Below are 24933 nucleotides of genomic sequence, written 5' to 3' on the forward strand. Positions count from 1 at the left end.
ATGCCATTAACCGTGATAACTTTAAGAAATTCGCCAGCATCTTTAAGAGGAGATCTTACAAAGCGGATGCAAGAAATATCTACAGGAGTATATGTAGGAAATTTTAATAGCAAGATAAGGGAAAAACTAAGGGAAAGAGTCGTAGGGAGTGTGGGAAGTGGTGAGGCAACCATGACTTATGCTTATAGAAATGAAATTGGTTATAGTTTCAAAACGCACAATTCAAGTAAAATCTCAATAGATTTTGATGGAATACCCCTTGTATTTACTCCTAGAGAAATTAAAAATGATAAAGTGGATAAGAAACTTGGTTTTAGTAAAGTCTCTAAAATGAGGAAAATAAGTAAATTCGGCAATAAAGAATCTAAGAGACCTATCAAACCTTATATAATTATAGATATAGAGACAACAGGCTTAAATCCTTTGAATGATAGAATAATCGAAATTGGTGCTATAAAAATTGGAGAAGAAATTGAAGAATTTACCACTTTTGTAAAGCAAGAAGTAATACTAAGCCAAAAAATTAAAAATCTTACAGGAATAAGCGAAAAAAATATAAATGAAGGAGTGGAAGAAGAAATTGCTATTGATAGTTTTTTAGAATTTATAGGAGGCAACATCCTAGTAGGATATAATATAAATTTTGATTTAAAATTTATAAACGAAGCCTTAAGACATCAAGGAAAATCTAAGCTAACAAATAAAACGTACGATGTAATGAAGTACGTAAAAAATGACAAAATGTTTTTAAGTAATTATAAATTAGAAAATGTTTTAAAAGAATATAATATTGAAAAATCTGTTCCTCATAGAGCCTTGGAAGATGTAAAAATAATTGGAGAATTGATATTAAATCTAGATAAACTTGTAAAAAAATTAGAAAAATAAAGTGGTCAATTATATGGAGAAATATTTTTGAAAAAGGCTAAAATCAGCTGTTTTTTTAGTGTATTACCCGCACAGGCGGGGATGATCCTAATTAAGCCTATTATTTTGTTCCTTTTTTTGCGTATTACCCGCACAGGCGGGGATGATCCTATTTACTTAACTCCAGGATACTCTTAAAAAGAGTATTACCCGCACAGGCGGGGATGATCCTAGTAGTTAATAAAAGCAAGGGGGAGTAAATGAGTATTACCCGCACAGGCGGGGATGATCCTATTTTGATCCTGATGATGAGCTAGATGTTTTTGTATTACCCGCACACGCGGGGGTGATCCCCCTGTGAAGATTAAGCTTAGGACGTGCATTGCGTACTACCCGCACACGCGGGGGTGATCCTTGTCGGAGTTGTTTTAGTTTATAAATTTGGTGGTACTACCCGCACACGCGGGGGTGATCCTGTTGCACACGCTTCTCAAGGTGGCGGAAATGAGTACTACCCGCACACGCGGGGGTGATCCTAAGTATTTACCGGTTAATAAAAGTTTAAATTAGTACTACCCGCACACGCGGGGGTGATCCTATGAGGTGGTATCGCTTATCTTCTTTTCAACCGTACTACCCGCACACGCGGGGGTGATTCTAGTTTTGATATTGGTGCTTATGAACGATTAGCTATTTCTAGTTCAATCGGGCCTTAACTAGTTAATTATTTTTAAATTTATTAAGCTTTGAATTTTTGAAAGTTATTTAAGTTAAAAATACATCTTCTTATATTTTTCACTTAAAAAATATGATATAATAAATCAGACGGTAATCGATTTTTTTAATTTAGGGAGAGATTATGAAAAGATATATTAGAATTGTGGCTATGTCTTTACTTTGCGGCCTTGCATTTGTTGGATGTGGGGCTAAGGGCAATAATGCTAAGGATGTTAAAGATGAGGCTAAAACTGAGTTGGACCAAGTGAATAGGGAAGATAAGAAGGATTTGACTGTTTTTGCGGCGGCTTCTATGACTGAGTCTTTGACTGAGATTAAGGATGAGTTTGAAAAGGAAAACCCTGGGGTGAACCTTGTTTTTAACTTTGATTCCTCAGGCACTCTTAAAAGCCAAATTGCTGAGGGAGCAGCCTGTGATGTCTTTATTTCAGCAGCTTCTAAGCAAATGGATGAATTAGATCCAACTAGTGATAAGAAGGATTCTGACCTTGAGATTGATCCTGATTCACGTTTTGATCTTCTTGAAAATGAAGTGACTCTTGCTGTAAAGGAAGATTCTAGTAAAGATATCATGTCTTTTGAAGATTTAAATACTGACCTTGTTGATACAATTGCCCTAGGCAATGCTGATGTTCCTGTTGGACAATATTCTGAATCTCTTCTTAAGAACATGGGCATTTGGAATGCCATCAAAGGCAAAATTACTTTTGGGTCAAATGTTAAGGAAGTTACATCTTGGATTAGCGAAGGTGCTGTTGATTGTGGAATTATCTACTCTACTGATGCAAAGACTGCTGGTCTTAAGATTGTAGCTAAGGCTGATCCTAGCCTTTTAGATAAGAAGGTAATATATCCTGCGGCTGTTCTTAAGGATAGCAAAAATAGGGAAGATGCTGATAAGTTAATATCTTTTCTTAATAGCGATAAGGCTAGGGAAATCTTTGAAAAATATGGATTTAAACAGGCTGAATGATGGATTTATTTCCCTTATATAATTCTATAAGAATTGCAACGATTTCAACAATTTTTATATTTTTCCTAGGGATATTTTTAGCTTTTAAGATCAAAGACCTACCAAAAACTCTAAAGGGCGTACTTGATGTAATTTTGACTATGCCCTTAGTCCTTCCGCCTACAGTACTTGGTTTTTTTCTTTTAAAAATATTGGGACCAAATAATTTTTTTGGTAAATTTTTAGGAAATTTTGATATCAAACTGATTATGAATTGGCAGGCTGCAGTTGTAGCTGGAATCCTTGTCGGATTTCCTCTTATGTATAGGACAAGCAGGGGGGCTTTTGAAGCCTTTGATGAAAACTTAAGCTTTGCTGCCCAAACCCTTGGCAAATCAAATACCTGGATATTTTGGAGGATAATACTTCCTAATTGCAAGGAGGAGATTATTGCTGGAATAATTTTATCTTTTGCTAGAGCTCTAGGTGAATATGGAGCTACTAGCATGGTTTCTGGTTTCATTCCCAATAAGACTGCTACAATTTCTACCACAGTTTACCAGTTGTGGAGGATTGGCCAAGACCAAATGGCCTATAGGTGGGTTATGATCAATGTTTTAATATCCTTTGTTGTTTTGATTTCTATAAATTTATTTGAGAAAAGGAAGTCTTCCTGATGTTAGAGTGTAAGATTAAAAAAACTTTCAAAAATTTTTATCTAGATACAGATTTTGTTATGGAAGATTCAAGGCTTGGACTTTTGGGACCTTCTGGTTCAGGGAAAAGTCTGACCTTAAAGGCTATAGCAGGTCTTATTAAGCCTGATTCAGGCAAGATTATCCTTAATGGCAGGACTCTTTTTGATTCCGAAAAGAAAATTAATCTAAAAGCTCAAGAAAGACGTGTTGGCTTTCTTTTTCAAGACTATGCTTTATTTCCCAATTTTACAGTAGAAGAAAATGTAAGAACTGGCCTTAGAGATAAAAATATAGTTGATATTGAAGAAAAATTAAATGATATGAGAATCTTTCATATAAAGGATAAGTATCCGGACCAAATTTCTGGTGGTGAGAGACAGAGGACAGCTCTTTGTAGGATCCTAGTTAATAACCCTGAAATCCTTCTCCTTGATGAACCATTTTCTGCCTTGGATGAATATTTGAGGTCAGAAATTGAAGAAGAAGTCATGAATTTTATCGATACCTACAAGCTTAAAACTATTCTGGTTAGTCATAACAAGGAAGAGGTCTACAGGATATGTGAAAGTATCGTAAGTATTAGCTCTGGCAAGACTAATTGTATTAAGGATAAATCTGAGTTTTTTGAAAATCCTACAAATATTACTGAGTCTAAGCTTATTGGAATTAAGAACTTTTCGACTTTTGTTATTAAAGATAATGAGATTTTCCTTAAGGCTTGGGGTATATCTATAAGGACGAGCCGTAAATTTGATGGAGACATTATTGGCATAAAAGATAAGGTATTTAGATTAAGCAATGGTCCATTAACCGATGACTCTATTAAAATTGAGACTTATCGCTTAATCGAAAATATCAATTCTTTTATAATTGTCTACAATAAAGACAATAAAATTTATGAAGATTTGAAGATTGAGATTAGTAAAGAAGCCTATAATAAACTTAAAGACGGACCGATTTTTTTAACAATAAGTGAGGAAGCTCTTATTTGCTTGAAAGAGGGATAAAATGAAAGATAAATTTGGAAGGGAAATTTCATACTTAAGAATATCTGTCACTGACAGGTGTAATTTTAGGTGCAAATATTGCATGGGTGATAAAGGAATAGACCTTCTAAAGCATGAAGATATCCTATCTTTTGAAGAAATTTGCCAAACTGTGGAGATAATGGTAGGTCTAGGGATAAAGAAAATAAGGTTAACTGGTGGTGAGCCCTTTGCAAGACGTGGTCTAATGGACCTTGTAGAAATGCTAGCAAAAATTGATGGTATTGAGGATTTTGCCATAACTACAAACGGATCAATGGTCTATGACAAGCTTGAAAGGCTCAAAGAATTAGGGATTTCAAGGCTTAATTTTAGTCTGGATACCTTAGATAGGGAAAAATTTAAGCAAATTACTAAATCTGATGGATTTGACGAGGTAATTAGATCGATTAATAAGGCAATAGATTTAGGTTTTAAGGTTAAGATAAATGTTGTTCTTATAAAAGCTTTCAATGATGATGAGATCTCAGATTTTATAGAATTAACCAAAGATAAGCCAATCGAAGTAAGGTTTATTGAACTGATGCCAATTGGTGCTGATCTTGCTTTTGATAAAAATAATTACAAGGAAAATTCAAATTTGCTTAAAGATTATGAAAAGAAAGACCTTGGCTTTGATGGGGTTTCAAGGACTTATAAAATTAAAGGCTATAAGGGAAAGGTTGGTCTAATTTCACCTCTTAGCCATAAATTTTGTGGTGATTGCAACAGGATTAGGCTTACATCAGATGGCAAACTTAAGGCCTGCCTGCATTCAAAGGATGAAATTTCAATTAAGGGCCTATCTAGGCCTGATAAGGAAAAAATAATCAAATCTTCAATTTATAATAAACCCCAAAGTCACAAGCTAGATGAAAGTGGTTCAGAAAGTGCTAGGACAATGAGCTCGATAGGAGGATAGATGGATAAATTTACACACTTAGATGAAAATGGTAGGGCAAGGATGGTCGATGTTTCTAATAAGAAATCCACCGATAGACTTGCCCTTGCTACAGGCAAGGTTTTTTTAAATGACAAAACCTATACCATGGTCAAAAATCAAGAAATTCAAAAGGGAGATGTGCTAACAGTTGCTAAGGTTGCTGGAATTATGGCGGCTAAGAATACTTCAAATTTAATCCCCATGTGTCATCCTATCAATCTTACATCAGTCGATATTGAATTTAAGATGGATGATGAGAGAAAAGTCATAGAAATATTTGCAAGGGCTATGTTAAATGCAAAGACTGGGGTAGAGATGGAAGCTCTCACAGCAGTAAGCGTGACTGCTCTAACAATTTATGATATGTGTAAGGCCGTTCAAAAAGATATAGAAATTGGTGAAATCAAGCTACTTAGAAAGACAGGTGGCAAGAGTGGAGACTACAAAAATGAAAGTTATATCGGTTAATATCAGCGAAAAAAAGGGGACGATTAAGACTCCAGTTCCAAGTATTACCCTTAAGAAAAACCATGGAATAATCGGCGATGCTCACGCTGGAAATTGGCATAGGCAGGTATCGCTCTTAGCAATTGAGTCTTTAAATAAAATGAAAGAGAAAATTCCTGGACTTAAACCAGGAGATTTTGCTGAAAATATAATGACAGAGGGAATTACCCTCCATACCTTGCCTATTGGGACAATTCTTGAGATAGGTGAATGTGAGCTTGAAGTTACTCAAATTGGCAAAGAGTGCCACAAGGGTTGCGAGATTAGAAACCTTACTGGCGAGTGTATCATGCCGACAGAGGGGATTTTTGCTATAGTCAAAAAAGAAGGGGAAATCTTTCCAGAAGATAAAATAAGGATAAAGAATGATTAAAAAGATTAGAGTTGAAGATGCAATTGGCTTGCCTCTTCTTCACGACCTTACAGCCATCATGGAAGATGGTTTTAAGGGTGTGAAATTTAAGAGGGGCCACATCGTAAAAGAAGCTGATATAGAAGAACTTAAAAATATTGGCAAGGACCATATTTATGTGGGTGAATTGGAAGAAGATCAAGTCCACGAAGAGGATGCCATAAGTGAAATTGGCCCACTTCTTGCAGGTTCAAATATAGAAATATCAGAAGTTAGTGAGGGGAAAATTAACCTTTCAAGTAAGAAGGAAGGACTTTTCCTAATTAACAGAAAGCTTTTAAGAGCTATAAATGAAATTGGCGATTACACAATCACTAGCAAAAATTCCTACAAAAGAGTAGAGACTGGCGATAAGCTTGTAGGGGCTAGAATTGTCCCACTTTGGACAGATAGATGGCAGGTAGAAAAGGCCAAGGAAATCTTAAGAGAAGGGCCAGTTTTTGAGGTTAAGGAATTTAAAAAGCTTAAGGTAGGATGCATCATAACAGGTGATGAAGTCTATTATGGTAGGATAAAGGATGCTTTTAAGCCTGTTTTGGAAGAAAAACTAAGCCACTTTGATTCTAAAATCTTGGGTTTTGAATTTCTACCTGACGATGAAGATAGGTTAGTCGCAACTTATAAAAAGTTTAAAGAAGCTGGGGCAGATCTTGTAATATTTACTGGTGGAATGAGTGTAGATCCTGATGATATAACACCTAGAGCAATAAGAAAAACAGGAGCAGAGGTCATTGTTCAAGGAATCCCTATGCAACCAGGCAATATGCTGATGGTTGCAAAGGATGATAAAACTTATCTAATGGGAGTACCAGGAGCAAGTATCCATTCAAAGATAACAAGCTTTGACTTCTTCCTTCCTAGGATATTTGCAGGACTTGACCTTAAAAAAGAAGATTTCCTGGAAATGGCTGAGGGAGGACTCTTGTGATTTTTACAGCAGGAGTAATCACTATTTCTGACAGGGCATCAGCTGGAATCTACGAAGATAAGAGCGGGAAAGTCTTAGTTGATCTATTAAAAGATTTTGACTTTGAAGTAAAAAAATACGAGATAATATCAGATGACTTTGATAAGATTAAGGAAAAACTTCTCAAATATTCAGATGAAGAAATTTCTTTGATTTTAACAAGCGGAGGAACTGGTTTTGCCCAAAGGGATATAACACCAGAAGCAAGCCTAGACGTCTTTGATAAGAGATGCCCAGGTATAAGCGAAGCAATAAGGAATCAATCAGCAAAAATAACACCTATGGCCTATCTTTCTAGGGCTGAGGCGGGTATAAGAAATAAAAGTCTGATAATAAATTTCCCAGGAAGTCCTAAGGCTTGTAGGGAAAATTTTGAAATAATAAAAAGCTTTTTAATTCATGGGCTTGAGACTATAGCAGGAATAGATAGGCATTAAAAGAGAACCTCTCATTATCACAAATTTGGTGAGAGGTTTTTTTATATGTTGTTAATTCTCGACATTTAACAACTTACTAATTTTTTCTATAGACTTATCAGAAATGGTTGTAGTCCAATTTTCCTTAAGGGCTGCTAGTGATTTTTCTAAATCCCTTTTTCTTAAACAATCAATTAGTAAAAGGTGTTCATCATAAGTTGAAGGTGGTTTCTGAAAATCTTTTACCCTATAAAAAGCAATCTCAAATCTTTTAATACGCTTTTTAAGCCTATCAATAATAGGTTTTATTTCTTTATTTGAAGATAAAGAAATGATTAAATCGTGAAAATCATCATCTAACTCTATTACTGCCATTATATTTTCCTTCATGTGTTGAATCTTTATTTCTTCATTAATAGCCCCTAGCTTATCAATAAATTTATCATCTATTTTAGAAAAATTTTCCCTAAGGGCAAAGCTTTCCAATTCATAAACTAGGTGGTAGATATCCTTTAGCCTTTCTACCTTGATAGGGGCTACCATGGTCCATTGGTTGGCCTTGCTTATAACTAGGTCTTCATTTTCAAGTTTTAGGATTGCTTCCCTAATTGGAGTCCTAGAAATACCTAATTCTTCAGATAAATCTGCTATTTTAAGCTGGGTATATGGTTTAAGATTTCCATTAATAATTTGTTCATGGAGTATATTATAGGCTTGATCTTTTACAAAAGTTCTTTTGATTTTATTATTTTTATTATTAGTCATTTTAATCCCTCTCCTAATTAATTTTACCATAAATATGAAAACGTTAATAAATTATTTGACAATATGTAAAATAGGTTTTATAATATAAGTGATATATCACATACCACTTATATTTATTATGGCTTAAGATATGGAATTTGCAAATCCCGACTTAAGGGCTAAGTGAAGGATGTATCGATAAATAATCGAAAGGATGTAATTTTGGAAGAGAGATATAACATAGTACTAAATGATATTAGTAAAAGAGAAAAGGCTTCCCTAGATTTTATAAATGAGGAAGTTGTAAACACTGCGCAAAAATTTCATGAGAGTTTCCCAGATTATGAGCCAACTCCACTTGTAAGACTAAAAAATCTAGCTAAGCAATTTGGTGTAAAAGACATATTTGTTAAGGATGAATCTTATAGGTTCGGCCTTAATGCTTTCAAGGTTTTAGGTGGATCATTTGCTATAGGCAAGTACATAGCTGATAAGTTGGGAGTAGATATCGAAGACTTACCATTTGAGAAAATGATTTCAGATGAAGTTAGACAAAAGCTTGGAGAAATAACTTTCGTAACAGCTACAGATGGTAACCACGGAAGAGGAGTAGCCTGGACTGCTCACCAATTAAAACAAAAATGCGTTGTACTAATGCCAGATGGATCAGCTCTTGAAAGACGAGATAACATAAGAGCCCTAGGCGCTGAATGTGAGATAATGGAAGGCCTAAACTACGATGCCTGCGTACGTCTTGCAAGCAAAAATGCTGATGAAAAAGGCTGGGTCATGGTTCAAGATACAGCTTGGGAAGGTTATGAAAAAATCCCAACATGGATAATACAAGGTTATGCAACCTTAGCAAAAGAAGCTAATGACCAATTAAAAGAACTTGGACTTAAACCAAGTCACGTATTTGCTCAAGCAGGTGTAGGTTCATTTGCAACTGGGGTAACCGGTTACTTCTCATCAGTTTATAAGGGAGAAGAAAAGCCATTTATAAGTGTAGTAGAACCAGAAAAAGCAAACTGTAACTTTATCACAGCCAAGGCAGATGATGGCAAGATTCACAATGTAACTGGCAAGATGGATACAATAATGGCAGGTCTTGCTTGTGGTGAACCAGTAACAGTTGGCTGGCCAGTCCTACATTCTTATGCAGACGCATTTTTATCAGTACCTGATAATTCAGCAGCAAGAGGAATGAGAATTTTAGGCAATCCTCTAAAAGACGATAAGAAAATAATCTCTGGTGAAAGTGGAGCTGCAACAATGGGCCCTCTTTCAGAAATTCTACAAAGAAAAGACTTAGAAGAAATCAAAAAAGATTTAAAACTTGATGAAAATTCAGTAATTCTTTTAATCTCTACTGAAGGAGATACAGATTACGAACACTATCTAAGAGTTGTTTGGGATGGTATATATCCAAACGAAGCAGAATACAAATACACAATTCAAAGATAATAAAAATAATAAATATAAGGAGAGAAAAATGACACAAGACATCAAAAAATTAATCGACGAACTACAAGAACTAGACCACAAGAACCTATTTGGTGATGACTTCTTCCATACATGGGATAAATCACAAGACGAACTAAAAGCTATATGGAAAACTGCTGACATCCTAAGAGCAATGAGAGAAGAAAATATCTCTCCAAAAATATTTGATTCAGGACTTGGAATCTCATTATTTAGAGATAACTCAACAAGAACAAGATTCTCATTTGCTTCAGCTTGTAACCTACTTGGTCTAGAAGTTCAAGACCTTGACGAAGGCAAAAGCCAAATAGCTCACGGTGAAACAGTTAAAGAAACAGCAAACATGATCTCATTCATGGCAGATGTAGTAGGTATAAGAGATGACATGTATATAGGTAAAGGCTATAAATACATGAAAGACTTTTCAGAATATGTTCAAGAAGGATATGATGACGGAGTTCTAGAACAAAGACCAACCCTAGTAAACCTACAATGTGACATCGACCACCCAACCCAATCAATGGCAGACCTTAACCACGTAATTCACGAATTTGGTGGAATCGAAAACCTAAAGGGCAAAAAAGTAGCAATGACATGGGCATACTCACCATCATATGGTAAACCATTATCAGTTCCACAAGGTATATCAGGCTTATTTACAAGACTTGGTATGGATGTAGTATTAGCTCACCCAGAAGGATACGAAATCATGCCAGAAGTAGAAGAGATAGCTAGAAAGAACGCTGAAGAATACGGCGGAAGCTTCACAGTAACAAACTCAATGGAAGAAGCATTCAAAGATGCTGACATAGTATATCCTAAATCTTGGGCACCATTTGCAGCTATGGAAGAAAGAACAAAACTATACGGCGAAGGCGACCAAAAGGGAATAGATGAACTAGAACAAAGACTTCTAGAACAAAACAAAGACCACATGGATTGGGAATGTACAGAAGAAATGATGAAGCTAACAAAAGATGGAAAAGCTTTATACATGCACTGCCTACCAGCAGACATTACAGGTGTATCTGCAGAACATGGTGAAGTAGCTGAATCAGTATTTGATAGATATAGAGTTCCTCTATATAAAGAAGCAAGCTTCAAACCATACATCATAGCAGCAATGATTCTTCTACAAAAGATAGAAAATCCAGAAGAAAAACTAAGAGAATTAGTAGACAAAGCAAACAAAAGATTAGATAAATAAGAATAAAGGGAGGATATAATGACAGAATTTAAAAATATTGATTTTGAAGCTATAAAAGCAAAAGCAGGCGAATACAAAGAAGACATGGTAGCATTTCTAAGAGATTTAATCAAACTAAAAGGTGAATCTTGTGAGGAAGGCGATAAGGCAAAAAGAATAAAAGAAGAAATGGAAAAAGTAGGCTTTAACAAAGCTTGGATTGATGGCCAAGGAAACGTACTTGGTGAAATGGGCAAAGGAAAAACACAAATTGCCTTTGATGGTCATATAGATACAGTAGGTATCGGAAACATAGATAACTGGGAATTTGACCCATATGATGGATTTGAAGATGAAAATCTTATAGGCGGACGTGGTGGTTCTGACCAACTAGGTGGACCTGTAGCATCAGTATATGGAGCAAAAATCCTTAAAGATCTAGGCTACCTAAATGAAGATTATAGAGTGCTAGTAACTGGAACAGTTCAAGAAGAAGACTGTGATGGTAACTGCTGGCTATACATGATAGAACAAGAAGGAATCAGACCAGAATTTGTAGTATCAACAGAACCAACAGACGGCGGAATCTACAGAGGTCAAAGAGGAAGAATGGAAATGAGAGTGGATGTACAAGGTATATCTTGCCACGGATCAGCTCCAGAAAGAGGAGACAACGCAATCTACAAGATGGCTGACATCCTTAAAGAAATCGAAGCATTAAACGAAAACCCAGCAGATGATTCAGTAGAAATCAAGGGTCTAGTAAAAATGTTAGATGAAAAATATAACCCAGAATACAAAGAAGCAAACTTCCTAGGACGTGGTACAGTAACAACAAGTCAAATCTTCTACACATCACCATCTAGATGTGCAGTAGCAGACTCATGCTCAATCTCACTAGATAGAAGAATGACAGCTGGTGAAACATGGCAGTCTTGTATAAAAGAAATAGAAGATCTACCATCAGTTAAAAAACATGGTGCAAAAGTATCAATGTATGACTACAAGAGAGCTAGCTGGACAGGCCTTGAATATGAACAAGAAGCTTACTTCCCAACATGGGTAATTCCAGAAGATCACAAGGTAACAAAAGCACTAGAAGATGCTTACAAGAACCTATACGGTGATAAGAGAATAGCTCCTCCAATAGCAAAAGAAGAAGAAAAAAGAGCAGCTCGTCCACTAACAGATAAATGGACATTCTCAACAAATGGTGTTGCTATAATGGGTCGTCACAACATCCCAACAATAGGATTTGGACCAGGAGCAGAAGACCAAGCTCACGCACCAAACGAAGTAACATTTAAACAAGACCTAGTAACATGTGCAGCAGTATACGCAGCTCTTCCACTAGTATACACACAAGAAAATAAATAATGAGTGAGAAAATATTAGTAGCTCTTGGGGGTAATGCCTTAGGCAACACCCCTACTGAGCAAAAAGAAGCGGTAAAGATAACAGCATCTGCAATAGCAGATCTAGTTAAAGATGGTTATAAGATAATAGTATGCCACGGCAATGGACCACAAGTAGGCATGATAAAACTTGCCATGAGTGCTGGAAGAAGTATAAATGACAAGGTTCCTTATATGCCATTTGCAGAATGTGGGGCTATGAGCCAGGGCTACATTGGCTACCATTTACAAAATGCACTTGAAAATGAGTTTATAAAAGAGAAAATCGAAAATCCAGTGGTTAGCCTTGTAAGCCAGGTAATGGTAGATGCTGAAGATCCAGCTTTTTCTAATCCAACTAAGCCAATAGGAGATTTTTATAGCGAGGAAGAAGCTAAAAAATTAGAAGAAGAACATGGCTTTGTTATGAAGGAAGATGCTGGTCGTGGTTATAGAAGGGTAATTGCAAGTCCAAAACCTGTTGATATAGTAGAAAAAAGAGCTATAACAACCTTATACAATAGTGGTTGTGTAGTTGTAGCAGCAGGCGGTGGCGGAATTCCTGTAATCATGGAAAATGATGAATATGTTGGAGTTGATGCAGTAATTGATAAGGACTTTTCATCAGCAAAACTTGCAGAGCTAGTAGATAGTGATGTGCTTGTAATTCTTACAGCTGTTGAAAAGGTTGCCATTAACTTCGGCAAGGAAAATCAGGAAGACCTTGATAAACTTAGTGTAGAAGAAGCGCAAAAATATATAGGAGAAGACCAATTTGCAAAAGGTTCAATGCTACCAAAAATTGAAGCAGCATTAGAATTTGTAACAAGCAAAGATGGTAGGAAAGCAGTGATAACAAGCTTAGAAAATGCCAAAGAAGCCCTAAGCGGCAAGACAGGTACTTGGATAGGTTAAGGAGAAAACCCCATATAATTTCAAACAATTGTATGGGGTTATTTCTTTAGGAAGGAAGTAAGTATGAGTGAATACATGAGATTGATAGAATTTCCCAAGCTTATAGAATGGGCCTTGAAAGAATATAAAAATGAGGAAAGCGTATTTTCTATATCTAAAGAAAAATTTTATAAAAATACAAGCGGAAAAAGCCTAAAAACTGTTTTTGGTGATGAACTTGGTTCGGCTGTTGGTCCTGCAGCAGGTCCTCACACTCAGCTTGCCCAAAACTTGATAGCATCATATCTTGCAGGTGGTAGGTATATGGAGCTTAAGACATGTCAGATAATGGATGGGGAAGAGCTCATGGCAGCCATTCCAAAGCCATGTATAAATTCAGAAGATGAGGCCTACAACTGCGAATGGTCTACAGAGCTTAAGATAGAAGATGCAGCAGCTGAATACATAAAGGCAGAAATTGCCATAAGAGTCCTTGCCAAAGAATTTGGCATAGCAGATAAAAAAGATTTTGTTCTAAACATGTCTGTTGGCTACAATCTTGAGGGAATTAAATCTCCTAAGGTGGATAATTTTATAAATTCCTTGATGGATGCAAGTGAAACTCCAGTTTTTAAGGATGCTATTGCATATTTGAAGGAAAATATCGATAAATTTGAAAACGTTAATCTAGAAGATATAGAAGCAATAGATGGTAAGGTTTGTAATTCTATGACCCTATCAACCATGCATGGTACACCAGCAGGTGAGATAGAAGAAATTGCTGCATATTTGATAAAGGATAAGGGCCTAAATACCTTTGTTAAGTGCAATCCAACCCTTGTTGGCTATGACTATGCAAGAGAAATTTTAAATAAGCTAGGATATAAATACATAGACTTTGATAAGGCCCAGTTTGATCATGACCTAGGCTTTGATGAATCTATAGAGATATTTACGAGATTATTAGAATTAGGTAAGGATAATAATTTAGTCTTTGGTTGCAAATTATCAAATACCTTCCCAGTTATCCAAAAAAGAGGAGAACTACCAAGTGATGATATGTACATGTCTGGTAGGGCCCTACTTCCTCTAACAATTTCAGCAGCCTATAAATTATCAAAGGCCTTTGATGGTAAGCTTCCAATGAGCTATTGTGGTGGTGCCGATGGACTTAATATAAAAGAAATATTTGAAATTTTTAACCAACCTATCACAGTATCAACTACACTTCTAAAACCAGGTGGTTATTATAGACTAAAAGAATTAGCTGAGGAAACTGAAGAGCTTTTGGGTAGGGACTACCAAGGAATAGATAATAAGAAGCTAAAAGGCTTAGTTGATAAGCTTGATTCAATCGACCTTTATAAGAAAAATCCAAAGCAAAGACTAAGAGCAAGAAATTGGCAAAGTGATCTTCCTTTAGTTGATTGTTACTTAGCACCTTGTAAGGAAGATGGCTGTCCTTTAGGTCAACAAGTTTCAGCCTACCTTCACTATGAAGAGCTTGGAGATTATAAAAAAGCAATGGAGACAATTGCAATTGATAACACAGCCCCATCAATACTTGCAACAACTTGCTATGAATTTTGTAAGAAATCCTGTACCAGGGTTGACTATGAAGCAGGGGTAAATATAAGAGATGTCAAAAAAGAAGTCGTAGATGCTTACTATGACACATATATAGAAAATCTTAAGTCAAGCCATATAAAGACTGAAAATAAGGCAATTATAATAGGTGGAGGTCCTGCAGGCCTAGCAGTAGGAATCTTTCTTAGAAGAAATGGCCTTGAAGCTAAGGTCTTAGAAAAATCAGACAAGCTTTATGGCTATGCCAATGAACTTGTAAGTGAAGAAGTCATAGAAAAAGATATAAGACTTCTTGAAAAAGTCGGTCTATCTTACGAATTAAACAATGACCAAGCTTTAGATATAGCTAAGTTAAAAGAAGAATACAAATACCTAATAATTGCAACAGGATCAAAGATTGATGTTGAAAATCTAAAAGACCAAGGCGTAAGCATTGATAAGAAGATAAATCTACTTGATACTAAAGAATCAAATATAGAAAATGTCTACTTTGCAGGAGATATAACCAAGGGCAGAAAATCAATTGTAAATGCAATAGCAGATGCAAAGATAATTGCCAAGGATATACTCAAAAAAGAAAAGCTTGAAAATGACTTTATAGAAGTTTCTTATGAAAAGCCTCTTGATCAAATAATAAAAAGACGTGGCAATCTAGAGCTTCCAAAAGAAAAAGATGCAGTTAGGTGCTTATCTTGCGACAATATTTGTGAGATATGTACAGAAGTTTGTCCAAACAGGGCAAATGTAGCAATAATTGTAGACGGCTTTAGAAACAAGAGACAAACTATCCATTTGGATGGTCTTTGCAATGAATGTGGCAACTGCGAAAGCTTCTGCCCACACAAGGGAGCTCCTTACAAGGATAAGTTTACAGTCTTTAAAGAAAAAGTAGACTTTGAAATGTCTGAACAAATAGGAATTCTAAAATTATCTGAGGATAAGTATTTGATAAGGCTTGCAAATAAAAATGTAATCGAAGCAAAAATTGATGACCCAAGCATCGATGAGACCTTTGTGAAAATAATAAAAGCCCTAGAAGCAAGGTATTCTTACTACCTTTAAGGAGAAACAATGATAATAAAGGCAAAGACAATAATCACCAACGATGAAGCAAATAACTTCTATGAAGATTCTGCGATCCTAATTGAAGGAAAGATTATAAAAGAAATCGGTGATTTTGAAAAAATAAAAAAAGAAAATCCTAATCATGAAATAGTAGATTTTTCAGATAAGCTAGTAATGCCAGGTCTTATTTGTGCCCATTCTCATTGCTATTCAGCCTATGCTAGGGGTATGAGCCTTGCCTTTTTGAAATCTTTGACCTTATCAAGGGCCCTGGCGGGGTCTTCAAATTTAGCGAAGGAGAAGAGGATAAATTCTTCTCCTAGCATGGGCTAACAACGTGGTGACTTCTTAAGATTTCTACAATCTTATACATATTTGTAATCTCTCCTACAGCTAGTTTCTCCTTAAGCTTGTAATTACCTAGGCAAAGGCCGCAAGATAGGATTTCCACACCCTTACTAGCTAGATTTTTGAGATCTTCGATAGTTTTCTCATTATCACTTGTTAAAAATACTCCTCTATTGTAGAAGATTACCTTTTCTGGAAGGACATCTTGCTCTGTAAGGGCATAGATAAAGCCTTCAAGTAGGCTCTTAGAAAAGTCTTCGTCGCCATTTCCCATCCTATCATCAGATATAGCTACAACATATGATGATGTATTCATGATAGGAGCATCCTCCATGATTTCGCAAAATTCTTCAGGGTTTTTCTTTAAACTTACCCTATAGACCCCATCCTTGATTTTCTCGCAAGCTGATTCGATTTTTAATTCCTTGGCCATTTTTGCAAGATTTTGTGTAGCAACTTCATTATCTACAAGGATCTCAAAGTCAGTCTCATCTGGATTTTCCTTAATTAGCTTCTTTGTTTCTATCACTGGTATTGGGCAAACTTTTCCTAAACAATCAATTTTTTTCATAATATCTCCTTATTTTACAATAACATCATAAGATCTCTTCTTCATCACTTGGCCGATTTGCCAAAGATCTAGACCTTGTTTTTCAAATTCATATTTAATTTTTTCTGCCTCTGATTTCTCTACTGCCACACAAAGGCCGCCTGATGTTTGTGGGTCAAAGAGGACTTCCTCCATGGCAAAGTCATCAATCATAAACTCGACCTTATCTGATAGGTAGGACCTGTTATTTTGACCGCCTGATGTGTAGAGAAATTCTCCTGCAAGGTCCTTAGCTGGACTTAAGATTGGGACTTTTTTGCTATTTACGATGATAGAAAAATCATCTCCAGCCATTTCAGACAGGTGGCCCAAAAGTCCAAAGCCTGTGATATCTGTGGCGGCATGGATATGGTAATTTATAAATATATCCCTAGCATACTTATTAAGCCTTGCCATCTGGCTCACACAAGCCTTAAAGTCATTCTCACTTACAATGCCCTGGGCATAATTAGCAGTGACTAGTGCTGTGCCGATTTTTTTGGTAAGTAAGATGACATCGCCATCTTGTGGAGTATTATTTTTCCAAATTTTAGATTTTTCTACCTTGCCTGTCACAGATAGGCCGTATTTTATGGTCTTATCATGGATAGAATGGCCTCCTGTAAGGCTTGCCTTAGCCTCAGTAACCTTATCATTGCCACCACGAAGGATTTCTCTTAATATAGCAAAGTCCTCTTCCAGAGGGAATGTTACTATATTTAGGGCAGAAATCACCTCTCCACCCATGGCATAGACATCACTTAGGGCATTGGCTGCAGCGATTTGTCCAAAAAGGTATGAATCTTCGACCATGGTAGGGAAAAAGTCCAAGGTCTGAATTATACAAGTCTTACCATCAATGTCTATAACAGCTGCATCATCTTTCTTGTCAAAGCCAACTATTATATCATCCCTCCTGTAGGGCTTTATATCCTTTAATAGGGAATCTAAATTACCAGCGGCAATTTTCGCATTGCAACCACCGCATACTTCTAAATTTTTCATAAGGCCTCCTTCTAATATTTTACCGATTATCTTTAAAAACACATCAGAAAAGCTTTTTACAATTTGCAGACAAAAATTAGATAAGCTATATATTATAAATAATTTTATGCCAAATAATATCTTTATAAGCAAATTATGGTATAATATTAACCAAGAATATAATTTTGATTATATAAAGATAGAGGTAATATATGAACGATTTTTGTTTACTAGGAGATTCTTGTATAGATTTTGATATGCAAGAAATAAACGATAAAGATATAAGACTAATCCCTATAAATACAGTTCTAGACGGGGTTGAATATGGCCTAAATCGAGAGAGTATTAGCCTAGATAAATTCTACGAGCTTGTTAAAGAAGGTAAAAAGCATACAACAGTTGCAGCCAATCCTTTAACCTATGAAGAATACTTTAGGCAAGTACTTGAAGCAGGTAAGGATATTTTATATATAGGATTCTCATCTGGCTTATCTTCATCTTTTGCAAATGCATCTATAGCTTGTGAAAACCTAAGAGAAGAATTTCCAGATAGAAGAATAGAAGTAGTGGATACCCTTGCTGGTTCGACTCAAGAAAGCCTAATTTTAGATATGGCTTACAGGCTAAAGGCTAAGGGCCTGGATATGATTGAGATTAAAAAAATCCTTGAGGAAAAAATCCCTTACATATGGGTAGAATTTGTGGTTGATGATCTAATGTACCTACAAAAAGGCGGCAGACTTTCAAAAGGCAAGGCAATAATAGGCCAAGCAATGAAAATTGCCCCAATCTTAGTTGTAGATAAGGATGGAAAAATAAGCCAATACAAAAATGTTAGGGGTAGAAAAAAGGCTATCAGCAAGGTCCTAAAAGATATTGAAGAAAATATAGACACAAGTATTTGTGATGAAGTCTATGTGTCATATTCATCAAATAGAGAAGAAGCAGAAATGATTAAAAAGGAAATAGAAGATTTAGGCATATCTAAGGTAAATCTCTACGAAATGAGCCTAACTATAGGTGCTCACACAGGACCAGATACAATTGTTTTTGCCTATGCATCAAAAAAAGAAAGAGAATAAATATTAAGGAGCTAAGTTTATTTTTAGCTTCTTTTTTATTTAAAATTCCCTAGACTTAAAATTATATCAAAGTATAGTAAGAAAAATAATTATTCCAGCTTATATTTAGCCAGTACTGGCTAGGTAAATTCAAAAAAGAAATGAGGTTATTATGAAAATTATTGGAGACGGCTTAACATTTGATGATTTACTATTAGTACCAGGTCCTTCAGAGGTCCTACCTAATGAAGTTGAAGTAGGAACAAGATTGACTAAGAAAATCAAGCTCAATATTCCACTCATGTCAGCATCCATGGATACAGTTACAGAATCTAGGATGGCTATTGCAATGGCTAGACAAGGCGGAATAGGTATTATCCACAAAAATATGTCCATAGAAGAGCAAGCTAGAGAAGTCGACAGGGTAAAAAGAAGTGAGCATGGGGTTATAACTGATCCTTTCTTCCTTCATCCATACAATACCCTTGCAGATGCTCTAGAAATTATGTCAAATTACAAGATTTCAGGAGTGCCAATAGTAGATGATCAGATGTATCTTAAGGGAATTTTAACCAACCGTGATGTAAGATTCCAAGAAGACCCAAGTGTAATTATTGATGATATAATGACAAAAGATGGCTTGATAGTAGGTCATGTTGGTATTTCAATGACTGATGCTGTCAAAAAGATGGAATCAGGCAAGGTTGAAAAACTACCTATAGTTGATGATGATTTCAAACTTAAGGGCCTCATTACAATCAAGGATATTGAAAAAACTCGCCAATATCCAAACTCAGCTCGTGATGAACACGACAGGTTATTAGTCGGTGCAGGTGTTGGTATTACAGGCGATATGATGGAAAGGGTCGATGACCTAGTAGAGGCAAAAGTCGATGTAATTGCCCTAGATACAGCCCACGGCCACTCTAAGGGAGTTATGGATGCTGTAAGAAAGATAAAAGCTAAATATCCTGAACTACAAGTTATAGCCGGCAATGTTGCCACAGGCCAAGCTACCAAAGACCTCATAGAAGCTGGAGTAGATTGTGTAAAGGTAGGTATAGGTCCTGGTTCAATATGTACAACTAGGGTTGTAACTGGTGTTGGTGTTCCACAAATATCAGCTATTATAGATTGCTATAAGGCAGCTAAGGAATACGACATTCCAATAATAGCTGATGGTGGTGTTAAATATTCTGGTGATATTACAAAGGCTCTTGCTTGTGGAGCAAGTGTAGTAATGGCAGGCTCCCTATTTGCTGGTACTGAAGAATCTCCAGGAGAGACAATAATGTTTGAAGGTAAGCAATTTAAGGAATACCGTGGTATGGGATCTCTTGCAGCCATGAAATCAGGCTCAAGCGATAGGTATTTCCAAAATGATACCAAAAAATATGTCCCAGAAGGAGTAGAAGGTAGGGTAGCCTATAAGGGTTCAGTAGGTGATGTTATCTACCAACTTCTAGGAGGCCTAAGGTCTGGTATGGGATATGTCGGTGCTCAAAATCTTGTTGAACTAGAAGAAAAAGCAAGATTTGTCAAAATAAGCCCAGCTTCTCTTGTAGAAAACCACCCACATGATATCCAAATCACAAGAGAATCTCCAAACTATACTAAAAAATAATTTTCATAAATCACTCTGTCGCTTAAGATCTATCTTTTGTGGCGGGGTGATTTTTCTTTAATAATTCATGGATAAATATTAGATGGTATTTTTAAAAATTCAAAGTATAATACCCACTATACGATATCACATTAAAGTAAAAAGGAGTTCATATGGCTTTATCATTAGCTATGAAAATATTTAAAAATCACTTACTAAAAGGAGAGCTTAAAACAGGGGAAGAAGTCGCAATAAAAATCGACCAAACCCTTACCCAAGATTCGACAGGTACTATGGCCTACCTCCAGCTTGAGGCAATGGATATAGAAAATGTCGCCACAGAAAACTCTCTTGCCTACATAGATCATAATATTTTGCAAGCAGGTTTTGAAAATGCTGATGACCACGAATTTATAAAGTCGGCTGCCAACAAATACGGTATTACCTTTTCAAAGGCAGGAGCAGGCATCTGCCACCAGGTAAATCTAGAGCAGTTTGCAAAGCCTGGCCAAACCCTCCTAGGATCAGACTCCCACACACCTACAGCAGGTGGCCTTGGTCAGCTTGCTATAGGGGCAGGAGGTCTTGAAGTAGCTGTCGCCATGGCTAGGGGTTTTTATTTTGTAAAGGTCCCTAAGGTTTTTAAGGTAAATTTAACCAATAAGCTAAATAAAAATGCCAATGCCAAGGACATAATTCTCTATATCCTAGGCAAGCTCACCGTAAAGGGTGGTACAGGCTATATCATGGAATATACAGGAGAAGGAGTAAAAAGCCTTTCTGTAACAGACAGGGCAACCATCTGCAACATGGGAGCAGAGCTCGGTGCGACCACCTCGATTTTCCCATCAGATGAAAATACCTTGGCTTATCTTAAGAGCCAAAATAGGGAAGAAGACTATGTGGAAATATCAGCTGACCCAGGAGCCTTTTATGATGAAACTATAGACATAGATTTAAGTAAGATAGTGCCAGCTGTAGCCAAGCCACATTATCCGGACCAATATGCAGTTGTGGGTGATCTAGAAAAGATAAAGCTTGACCAAGTTGCTATCGGATCTTGTACCAATTCATCCTATATGGACCTAATGAAGGTAGCGGCAATTCTTGATGGAAGGAAGGTCCATCCAGATGTATCTTTAGTTATATCACCAGGTTCTGCTACAATTTTAGAAAAGATTTCAGAAAATGGTGCCCTTGCTACAATGATAAAAGCTGGAGCAAGAATCCTAGAATCAGGCTGTGGTCCATGTATAGGTATGGGTCAGGCACCAAAATCAGACGGCGTTTCCCTAAGGTCTTTTAATAGGAACTTTAAGGGGAGGTCTGGCACCATGGATGCAAAAATCTATCTTGCAAGTCCAGAAACCTGTGCAGTAAGTGCAGTCCTTGGCTATATAGCAGATCCTAGCGAGCTTGACTATCAGGAAAATTTTCCAAAAGACGTAGATTTTAACCATACAGATGCCTATTTTATAAGGCCAGAAGATGACCATACCAAAAGAATTAAAGAAACTATAAAAGGAAAAAATATCAAGCCTTTTCCAAAGGCAAGCAAGGCAAGCGACATAGATAAAAAGATTGTCTTTAAGGCAGGAGATGGGATTACAACTGATGATATCTGTCCTTCAAATGCTAAGCTTTTGCCATTCAGGTCAAATATTGCCTACCTATCAGAATATGCCTTCACAACTAAAATCGATGATTTTAAGAAAAGATGTGAAGACATGGACGGTGGAGTAATCCTTGCAGGCGAAAACTACGGCCAAGGCTCATCTAGAGAGCACGCAGCCCTAATTCCTCTATATCTAGAAATAAAGGCAGTTGTTGCCAAGTCCTTTGCCCGAATTCACAGGTCAAACCTCATAAATAACGCAATTCTTCCACTAGTATTTGAAGACCTTGCAGACTATGATAAAATCGACGAATACGATGATATTAGAATTGTAAATATGAAAGAATCTATAGAAAAAGATTCCTATATCTTAGAAGATTTGACAAAAAATATCAAGATAAAATTAAAATCAGATTTTTCAGAAAGAGAAAAGCAAGTTCTCCTAGAAGGAGGCTACCTAGCTTATGCTAAAAATTTAGTATTGGAGTAAGTATGAAAGTAACACTAATAAAGGGTGATGGTATAGGCCCAGAAATAAGCCAAGCTATGAAGGAAGTGGTTGGGGCCCTAGACCTTGACCTAGAATTTGAAGAAATAAATGCAGGCCTTTCCGTCTTTGAAAAGGAAGGCACCTATATACCAGAAGCCCTCTTTGAATCCATAAATAAAAACAAAATCGCTATTAAAGGCCCTATAACAACACCGATTGGCCATGGTTTTAGGTCTATAAATGTAGAATTAAGGAAGAAATTTGACCTTTACGCTAATATCAGACCAATCAAGGCCCCAGGCCCATTAGAGTTAAAATTTGATGGTGTAGACATGGTAATCTTTAGAGAAAATACCGAAGACCTCTACGCAGGAGTTGAAGAGCAAATTTCAGAAAATGAAGCCCACTCTATAAAGATAATCACAAGAGATAAGTCAGAAAGAATTATAAGAGCTGCCTTTGACTATGCCCAAGCTCAAAATAGAAAAAAAGTGAGTGTCGTAACCAAGGCCAATATAATGAAGCTAACTGACGGCCTCTTCTTAGATGTAGCAAGAGAAGTCGCAAAAGCTTATCCAGATATAGAAATGGAAGAAATCCTTGTTGATAATACAGCCATGCAGATGGTAATGCACCCAGAAAGATTTGATATTCTTGTCACAGAAAATCTCTACGGAGATATCCTATCAGACCTTGGAGCAGGCCTTGTAGGCGGCCTTGGCCTTATGCCAGGAGTAAATAAGGGTAAGGACATTACAATCTATGAATCAATCCACGGTTCAGCCCCAGATATAGCGGGTCAAAACCTTGCAAATCCTATTGCCATGCTCTTATCCCTCTGTCTCATGCTAGATGATATAGGAGAAAATTCCAAGGCAGATAAGCTTAGATGTGCAATCTATAAAACCCTATCAGATAAGGCAAATTACACAAGAGACTTGGGTGGTTCTGCTACTACAAGAGAAATCACCCAAGCGATAATTGACAATCTAGGGGCCTAGGATGGATATTAATAAATACGCAGGCCCTATCAAAGAATTAAATAATATAGACAAGAGCCTCTATGACAAATTTAATATAAAAAGGGGCCTTAGGAATAAAAATGGTACAGGAGTCCTGGTTGGCATAACCAAGGTGGGGGATGTTTGCGGCTATAAGATAGAAGATGGCAAGAAAATCCCCGCCCATGGCGAGCTTTACTACAGGGGTTATCCCCTAACAAAGCTTGTAAAAGATGTTGAAGAGACCCACAGGCTTGGCTTTGAGGAAGTTATTTATCTTTTGATTTTTAATAGCCTAGCCCAAAAAGATGAGCTTGATGGTTTTAAGCAAATTTTAGCATCAAATATGACCCTACCTAGGGGATTTTTTGAAAACACCATTCTTAACCTCCCAGGTACAGACATAATGAACAAGATGATGGGGTCAATGCTTGCTCTTTATACCTATGACAAGGACCCGGACAATACTTCTATAGAAAATGTCCTAGGCCAATCCCTATCGCTTATCGCAAAGATTCCCCTCCTTGCCATATATTCCTACCAAGCAAAACTACATAAATTTGGCAGAAAGTCGCTCATAATCCATAACCCAAACCCAGATAAGTCAATTGCAGAAAATATCCTATCTATGCTAAGGTCTGACCAAATTTATAGCAAGAAGGAAGCAGAAATCCTAGACCTCTTGCTTATAATTCATGCAGAGCATGGTGGAGGAAATAACTCAGCCTTTGCAACCCACGTTGTCTCTTCATCAGGCACTGACACCTACTCATCAATTGTAGCTGGCCTTGCATCACTAAAGGGCCCTAGACACGGAGGAGCCAATATAAAGGTAAGCAGGATGCTTGATAATATTAGGGAAAATATTAAGGACACTGAAGATGAGTCAGAGATTAAAGCCTATCTAGAAGATATCCTAGATAAAAAGACCTTTGACAAGAAGGGCTTAATATATGGCCTAGGACATGCAGTTTATACCCTATCAGACCCTAGGGAGCTTCTCTTAAAAGAAAAGGCCAAAGAGATAGCAGAGATAAAGGGCAGGATGAAGGACTTCCTCTTTATAGAAAGGGTTGAAAATATTGGAGCTAAGCTTATCAAGGATAGGAAAAACATGGCCTATCTGCCATGTGCAAATGTCGACCTATATTCAGGTTTTGTATATGATATGCTAAATATTCCAAAAGACCTCTACCTACCAATCTTTGCTATAGCAAGGACAGTAGGCTGGTGTGCCCACAGACTCGAGCAAATCGAAGATGAAAAAATCATAAGGCCTGCCTACAAGTCTTTAAATGACAAGAAAGAATACATCCCAATGGATAAAAGGTGAAAAGATTGGGTATAAGTCATTCCGAGGAGTTT

At 36.6% G+C, this 24933-nt stretch carries 23 protein-coding genes and 1 CRISPR repeat array; of the genes, 20 read left to right on the top strand and 3 right to left on the bottom strand.

Annotated features, from left to right (window positions below; translation table 11 throughout):
- The 9 genes from cas2e (at window position 1) to NH288_RS01915 (ending at window position 7546) form a co-directional block, all read left to right on the top strand.
- Window positions 1–888, top strand: coding sequence for a type I-E CRISPR-associated endoribonuclease Cas2e (cas2e, locus tag NH288_RS01875; protein ID WP_265212651.1), 888 nt, complete (start codon window positions 1–3; stop codon window positions 886–888).
- Window positions 889–948: 60 nt separating this feature from the next.
- A CRISPR array of direct repeats spans window positions 949–1526; the repeat unit is 29 nt; unit sequence GTACTACCCGCACACGCGGGGGTGATCCT.
- A gap of 200 nt (window positions 1527–1726) precedes the next feature.
- Window positions 1727–2578: a molybdate ABC transporter substrate-binding protein gene (gene modA / locus NH288_RS01880; protein WP_265212652.1), complete on the top strand. Its 852-nt coding sequence runs from the start codon at window positions 1727–1729 to the stop codon at window positions 2576–2578.
- Entirely contained in the window at window positions 2578–3234 is a 657-nt protein-coding gene (gene modB / locus NH288_RS01885) for a molybdate ABC transporter permease subunit (RefSeq protein ID WP_265212739.1), read from the top strand. Before modA ends, modB begins: the two co-directional genes overlap by 1 nt.
- Complete coding sequence (locus tag NH288_RS01890; RefSeq protein WP_265212653.1) at window positions 3234–4262, top strand: sulfate/molybdate ABC transporter ATP-binding protein; 1029 nt, start codon at window positions 3234–3236, stop codon at window positions 4260–4262. Before modB ends, NH288_RS01890 begins: the two co-directional genes overlap by 1 nt.
- 1 nt (window position 4263) lies before the next feature.
- The gene (gene moaA / locus NH288_RS01895; RefSeq protein ID WP_265212654.1) at window positions 4264–5202 is read left to right on the top strand and encodes a GTP 3',8-cyclase MoaA; all 939 of its coding nucleotides are present in this window, start codon (window positions 4264–4266) and stop codon (window positions 5200–5202) included.
- The gene (moaC, locus tag NH288_RS01900) at window positions 5203–5691 is read left to right on the top strand and encodes a cyclic pyranopterin monophosphate synthase MoaC (RefSeq protein ID WP_158698375.1); all 489 of its coding nucleotides are present in this window, start codon (window positions 5203–5205) and stop codon (window positions 5689–5691) included.
- Complete coding sequence (locus NH288_RS01905; RefSeq protein WP_265212656.1) at window positions 5672–6103, top strand: MOSC domain-containing protein; 432 nt, start codon at window positions 5672–5674, stop codon at window positions 6101–6103. The genes moaC and NH288_RS01905 overlap by 20 nt, the downstream gene beginning before the upstream one ends.
- Window positions 6096–7070 (top strand): molybdopterin-binding protein, encoded by a 975-nt coding sequence (locus NH288_RS01910; protein WP_265212657.1) that lies wholly within the window; start codon window positions 6096–6098, stop codon window positions 7068–7070. The genes NH288_RS01905 and NH288_RS01910 overlap by 8 nt, the downstream gene beginning before the upstream one ends.
- A complete protein-coding gene (locus NH288_RS01915; protein WP_265212658.1) occupies window positions 7067–7546 on the top strand; it encodes a molybdenum cofactor biosynthesis protein B in 480 nt (159 codons plus the stop codon). The genes NH288_RS01910 and NH288_RS01915 overlap by 4 nt, the downstream gene beginning before the upstream one ends.
- A gap of 51 nt (window positions 7547–7597) precedes the next feature.
- Here NH288_RS01915 and NH288_RS01920 read toward each other — a convergent pair whose 3' ends face one another.
- Window positions 7598–8290: a GntR family transcriptional regulator gene (locus NH288_RS01920; protein WP_106460440.1), complete on the bottom strand. Its 693-nt coding sequence runs from the start codon at window positions 8288–8290 to the stop codon at window positions 7598–7600.
- Window positions 8291–8491: 201 nt separating this feature from the next.
- Here NH288_RS01920 and dpaL point away from each other — a divergent pair, with 201 nt between their 5' ends.
- The 6 genes from dpaL (at window position 8492) to NH288_RS01950 (ending at window position 16210) form a co-directional block, all read left to right on the top strand.
- A complete protein-coding gene (gene dpaL, locus NH288_RS01925; RefSeq protein WP_265212661.1) occupies window positions 8492–9733 on the top strand; it encodes a diaminopropionate ammonia-lyase in 1242 nt (413 codons plus the stop codon).
- Window positions 9734–9761: 28 nt separating this feature from the next.
- Complete coding sequence (gene ygeW, locus NH288_RS01930) at window positions 9762–10958, top strand: knotted carbamoyltransferase YgeW (RefSeq protein ID WP_265212663.1); 1197 nt, start codon at window positions 9762–9764, stop codon at window positions 10956–10958.
- Window positions 10959–10976: 18 nt separating this feature from the next.
- Window positions 10977–12314, top strand: coding sequence for a YgeY family selenium metabolism-linked hydrolase (locus tag NH288_RS01935; protein ID WP_265212664.1), 1338 nt, complete (start codon window positions 10977–10979; stop codon window positions 12312–12314).
- Window positions 12314–13246, top strand: a complete 933-nt coding sequence (gene arcC, locus NH288_RS01940) for a carbamate kinase (protein ID WP_265212665.1) — start codon at window positions 12314–12316, stop codon at window positions 13244–13246. Before NH288_RS01935 ends, arcC begins: the two co-directional genes overlap by 1 nt.
- 63 nt (window positions 13247–13309) lie before the next feature.
- The gene (locus NH288_RS01945) at window positions 13310–15874 is read left to right on the top strand and encodes an FAD-dependent oxidoreductase (RefSeq protein ID WP_265212667.1); all 2565 of its coding nucleotides are present in this window, start codon (window positions 13310–13312) and stop codon (window positions 15872–15874) included.
- 9 nt (window positions 15875–15883) lie between these two features.
- On the top strand, window positions 15884–16210 hold the full coding sequence (locus tag NH288_RS01950; RefSeq protein ID WP_265212668.1) for a hypothetical protein: 327 nt from the start codon (window positions 15884–15886) through the stop codon (window positions 16208–16210).
- Here the strand turns inward: NH288_RS01950 and yedF are convergent.
- Both yedF and selD read right to left on the bottom strand, forming a co-directional pair.
- A complete protein-coding gene (gene yedF / locus NH288_RS01955) occupies window positions 16197–16796 on the bottom strand; it encodes a sulfurtransferase-like selenium metabolism protein YedF (RefSeq protein ID WP_265212670.1) in 600 nt (199 codons plus the stop codon). The two genes, NH288_RS01950 and yedF, sit on opposite strands and share 14 nt — an antisense overlap.
- Window positions 16797–16805: 9 nt before the next feature.
- Window positions 16806–17819, bottom strand: a complete 1014-nt coding sequence (gene selD / locus NH288_RS01960; protein WP_265212671.1) for a selenide, water dikinase SelD — start codon at window positions 17817–17819, stop codon at window positions 16806–16808.
- Window positions 17820–18010: 191 nt separating this feature from the next.
- On the opposite strand from selD, the gene NH288_RS01965 reads away from it, so the two are divergent.
- The 5 genes from NH288_RS01965 to NH288_RS01985 all read left to right on the top strand — a co-directional run bounded on the left by NH288_RS01965 (window position 18011) and on the right by NH288_RS01985 (window position 24901).
- Window positions 18011–18880 (top strand): DegV family protein, encoded by an 870-nt coding sequence (locus NH288_RS01965; protein WP_265212672.1) that lies wholly within the window; start codon window positions 18011–18013, stop codon window positions 18878–18880.
- 151 nt (window positions 18881–19031) lie between these two features.
- Complete coding sequence (guaB, locus tag NH288_RS01970; RefSeq protein ID WP_265212673.1) at window positions 19032–20483, top strand: IMP dehydrogenase; 1452 nt, start codon at window positions 19032–19034, stop codon at window positions 20481–20483.
- 152 nt (window positions 20484–20635) lie between these two features.
- A complete protein-coding gene (locus NH288_RS01975) occupies window positions 20636–22567 on the top strand; it encodes an aconitate hydratase (protein WP_265212674.1) in 1932 nt (643 codons plus the stop codon).
- Window positions 22568–22569: 2 nt separating this feature from the next.
- Entirely contained in the window at window positions 22570–23568 is a 999-nt protein-coding gene (locus NH288_RS01980; RefSeq protein ID WP_265212675.1) for an isocitrate/isopropylmalate dehydrogenase family protein, read from the top strand.
- Between the two features lies 1 nt (window position 23569).
- A complete protein-coding gene (locus NH288_RS01985) occupies window positions 23570–24901 on the top strand; it encodes a citrate synthase (protein ID WP_265212676.1) in 1332 nt (443 codons plus the stop codon).
- The last annotated feature ends 32 nt before the right edge of the window (window positions 24902–24933 follow it).

Origin of the sequence: Anaerococcus sp. NML200537, assembly GCF_026131715.1 — a bacterium.
GTDB classification, from domain to species: Bacteria; Bacillota; Clostridia; order Tissierellales; family Peptoniphilaceae; genus Anaerococcus; species Anaerococcus kampingae.

Bases quoted from the DNA above. Each gene is read 5' to 3' on its own strand.
- cas2e (WP_265212651.1), top strand. From the start codon at position 1: ATGCCATTAACCGTGATAACTTTAAGAAATTCGCCAGCATCTTTAAGA.
- modA (WP_265212652.1), top strand. From the start codon at position 1,727: ATGAAAAGATATATTAGAATTGTGGCTATGTCTTTACTTTGCGGCCTT.
- modB (WP_265212739.1), top strand. From the start codon at position 2,578: ATGGATTTATTTCCCTTATATAATTCTATAAGAATTGCAACGATTTCA.
- NH288_RS01890 (WP_265212653.1), top strand. From the start codon at position 3,234: ATGTTAGAGTGTAAGATTAAAAAAACTTTCAAAAATTTTTATCTAGAT.
- moaA (WP_265212654.1), top strand. From the start codon at position 4,264: ATGAAAGATAAATTTGGAAGGGAAATTTCATACTTAAGAATATCTGTC.
- moaC (WP_158698375.1), top strand. From the start codon at position 5,203: ATGGATAAATTTACACACTTAGATGAAAATGGTAGGGCAAGGATGGTC.
- NH288_RS01905 (WP_265212656.1), top strand. From the start codon at position 5,672: ATGAAAGTTATATCGGTTAATATCAGCGAAAAAAAGGGGACGATTAAG.
- NH288_RS01910 (WP_265212657.1), top strand. From the start codon at position 6,096: ATGATTAAAAAGATTAGAGTTGAAGATGCAATTGGCTTGCCTCTTCTT.
- NH288_RS01920 (WP_106460440.1), bottom strand. From the start codon at position 8,290: ATGACTAATAATAAAAATAATAAAATCAAAAGAACTTTTGTAAAAGAT.
- ygeW (WP_265212663.1), top strand. From the start codon at position 9,762: ATGACACAAGACATCAAAAAATTAATCGACGAACTACAAGAACTAGAC.
- NH288_RS01935 (WP_265212664.1), top strand. From the start codon at position 10,977: ATGACAGAATTTAAAAATATTGATTTTGAAGCTATAAAAGCAAAAGCA.
- arcC (WP_265212665.1), top strand. From the start codon at position 12,314: ATGAGTGAGAAAATATTAGTAGCTCTTGGGGGTAATGCCTTAGGCAAC.
- NH288_RS01945 (WP_265212667.1), top strand. From the start codon at position 13,310: ATGAGTGAATACATGAGATTGATAGAATTTCCCAAGCTTATAGAATGG.
- NH288_RS01950 (WP_265212668.1), top strand. From the start codon at position 15,884: ATGATAATAAAGGCAAAGACAATAATCACCAACGATGAAGCAAATAAC.
- yedF (WP_265212670.1), bottom strand. From the start codon at position 16,796: ATGAAAAAAATTGATTGTTTAGGAAAAGTTTGCCCAATACCAGTGATA.
- selD (WP_265212671.1), bottom strand. From the start codon at position 17,819: ATGAAAAATTTAGAAGTATGCGGTGGTTGCAATGCGAAAATTGCCGCT.
- NH288_RS01965 (WP_265212672.1), top strand. From the start codon at position 18,011: ATGAACGATTTTTGTTTACTAGGAGATTCTTGTATAGATTTTGATATG.
- guaB (WP_265212673.1), top strand. From the start codon at position 19,032: ATGAAAATTATTGGAGACGGCTTAACATTTGATGATTTACTATTAGTA.
- NH288_RS01975 (WP_265212674.1), top strand. From the start codon at position 20,636: ATGGCTTTATCATTAGCTATGAAAATATTTAAAAATCACTTACTAAAA.
- NH288_RS01980 (WP_265212675.1), top strand. From the start codon at position 22,570: ATGAAAGTAACACTAATAAAGGGTGATGGTATAGGCCCAGAAATAAGC.
- NH288_RS01985 (WP_265212676.1), top strand. From the start codon at position 23,570: ATGGATATTAATAAATACGCAGGCCCTATCAAAGAATTAAATAATATA.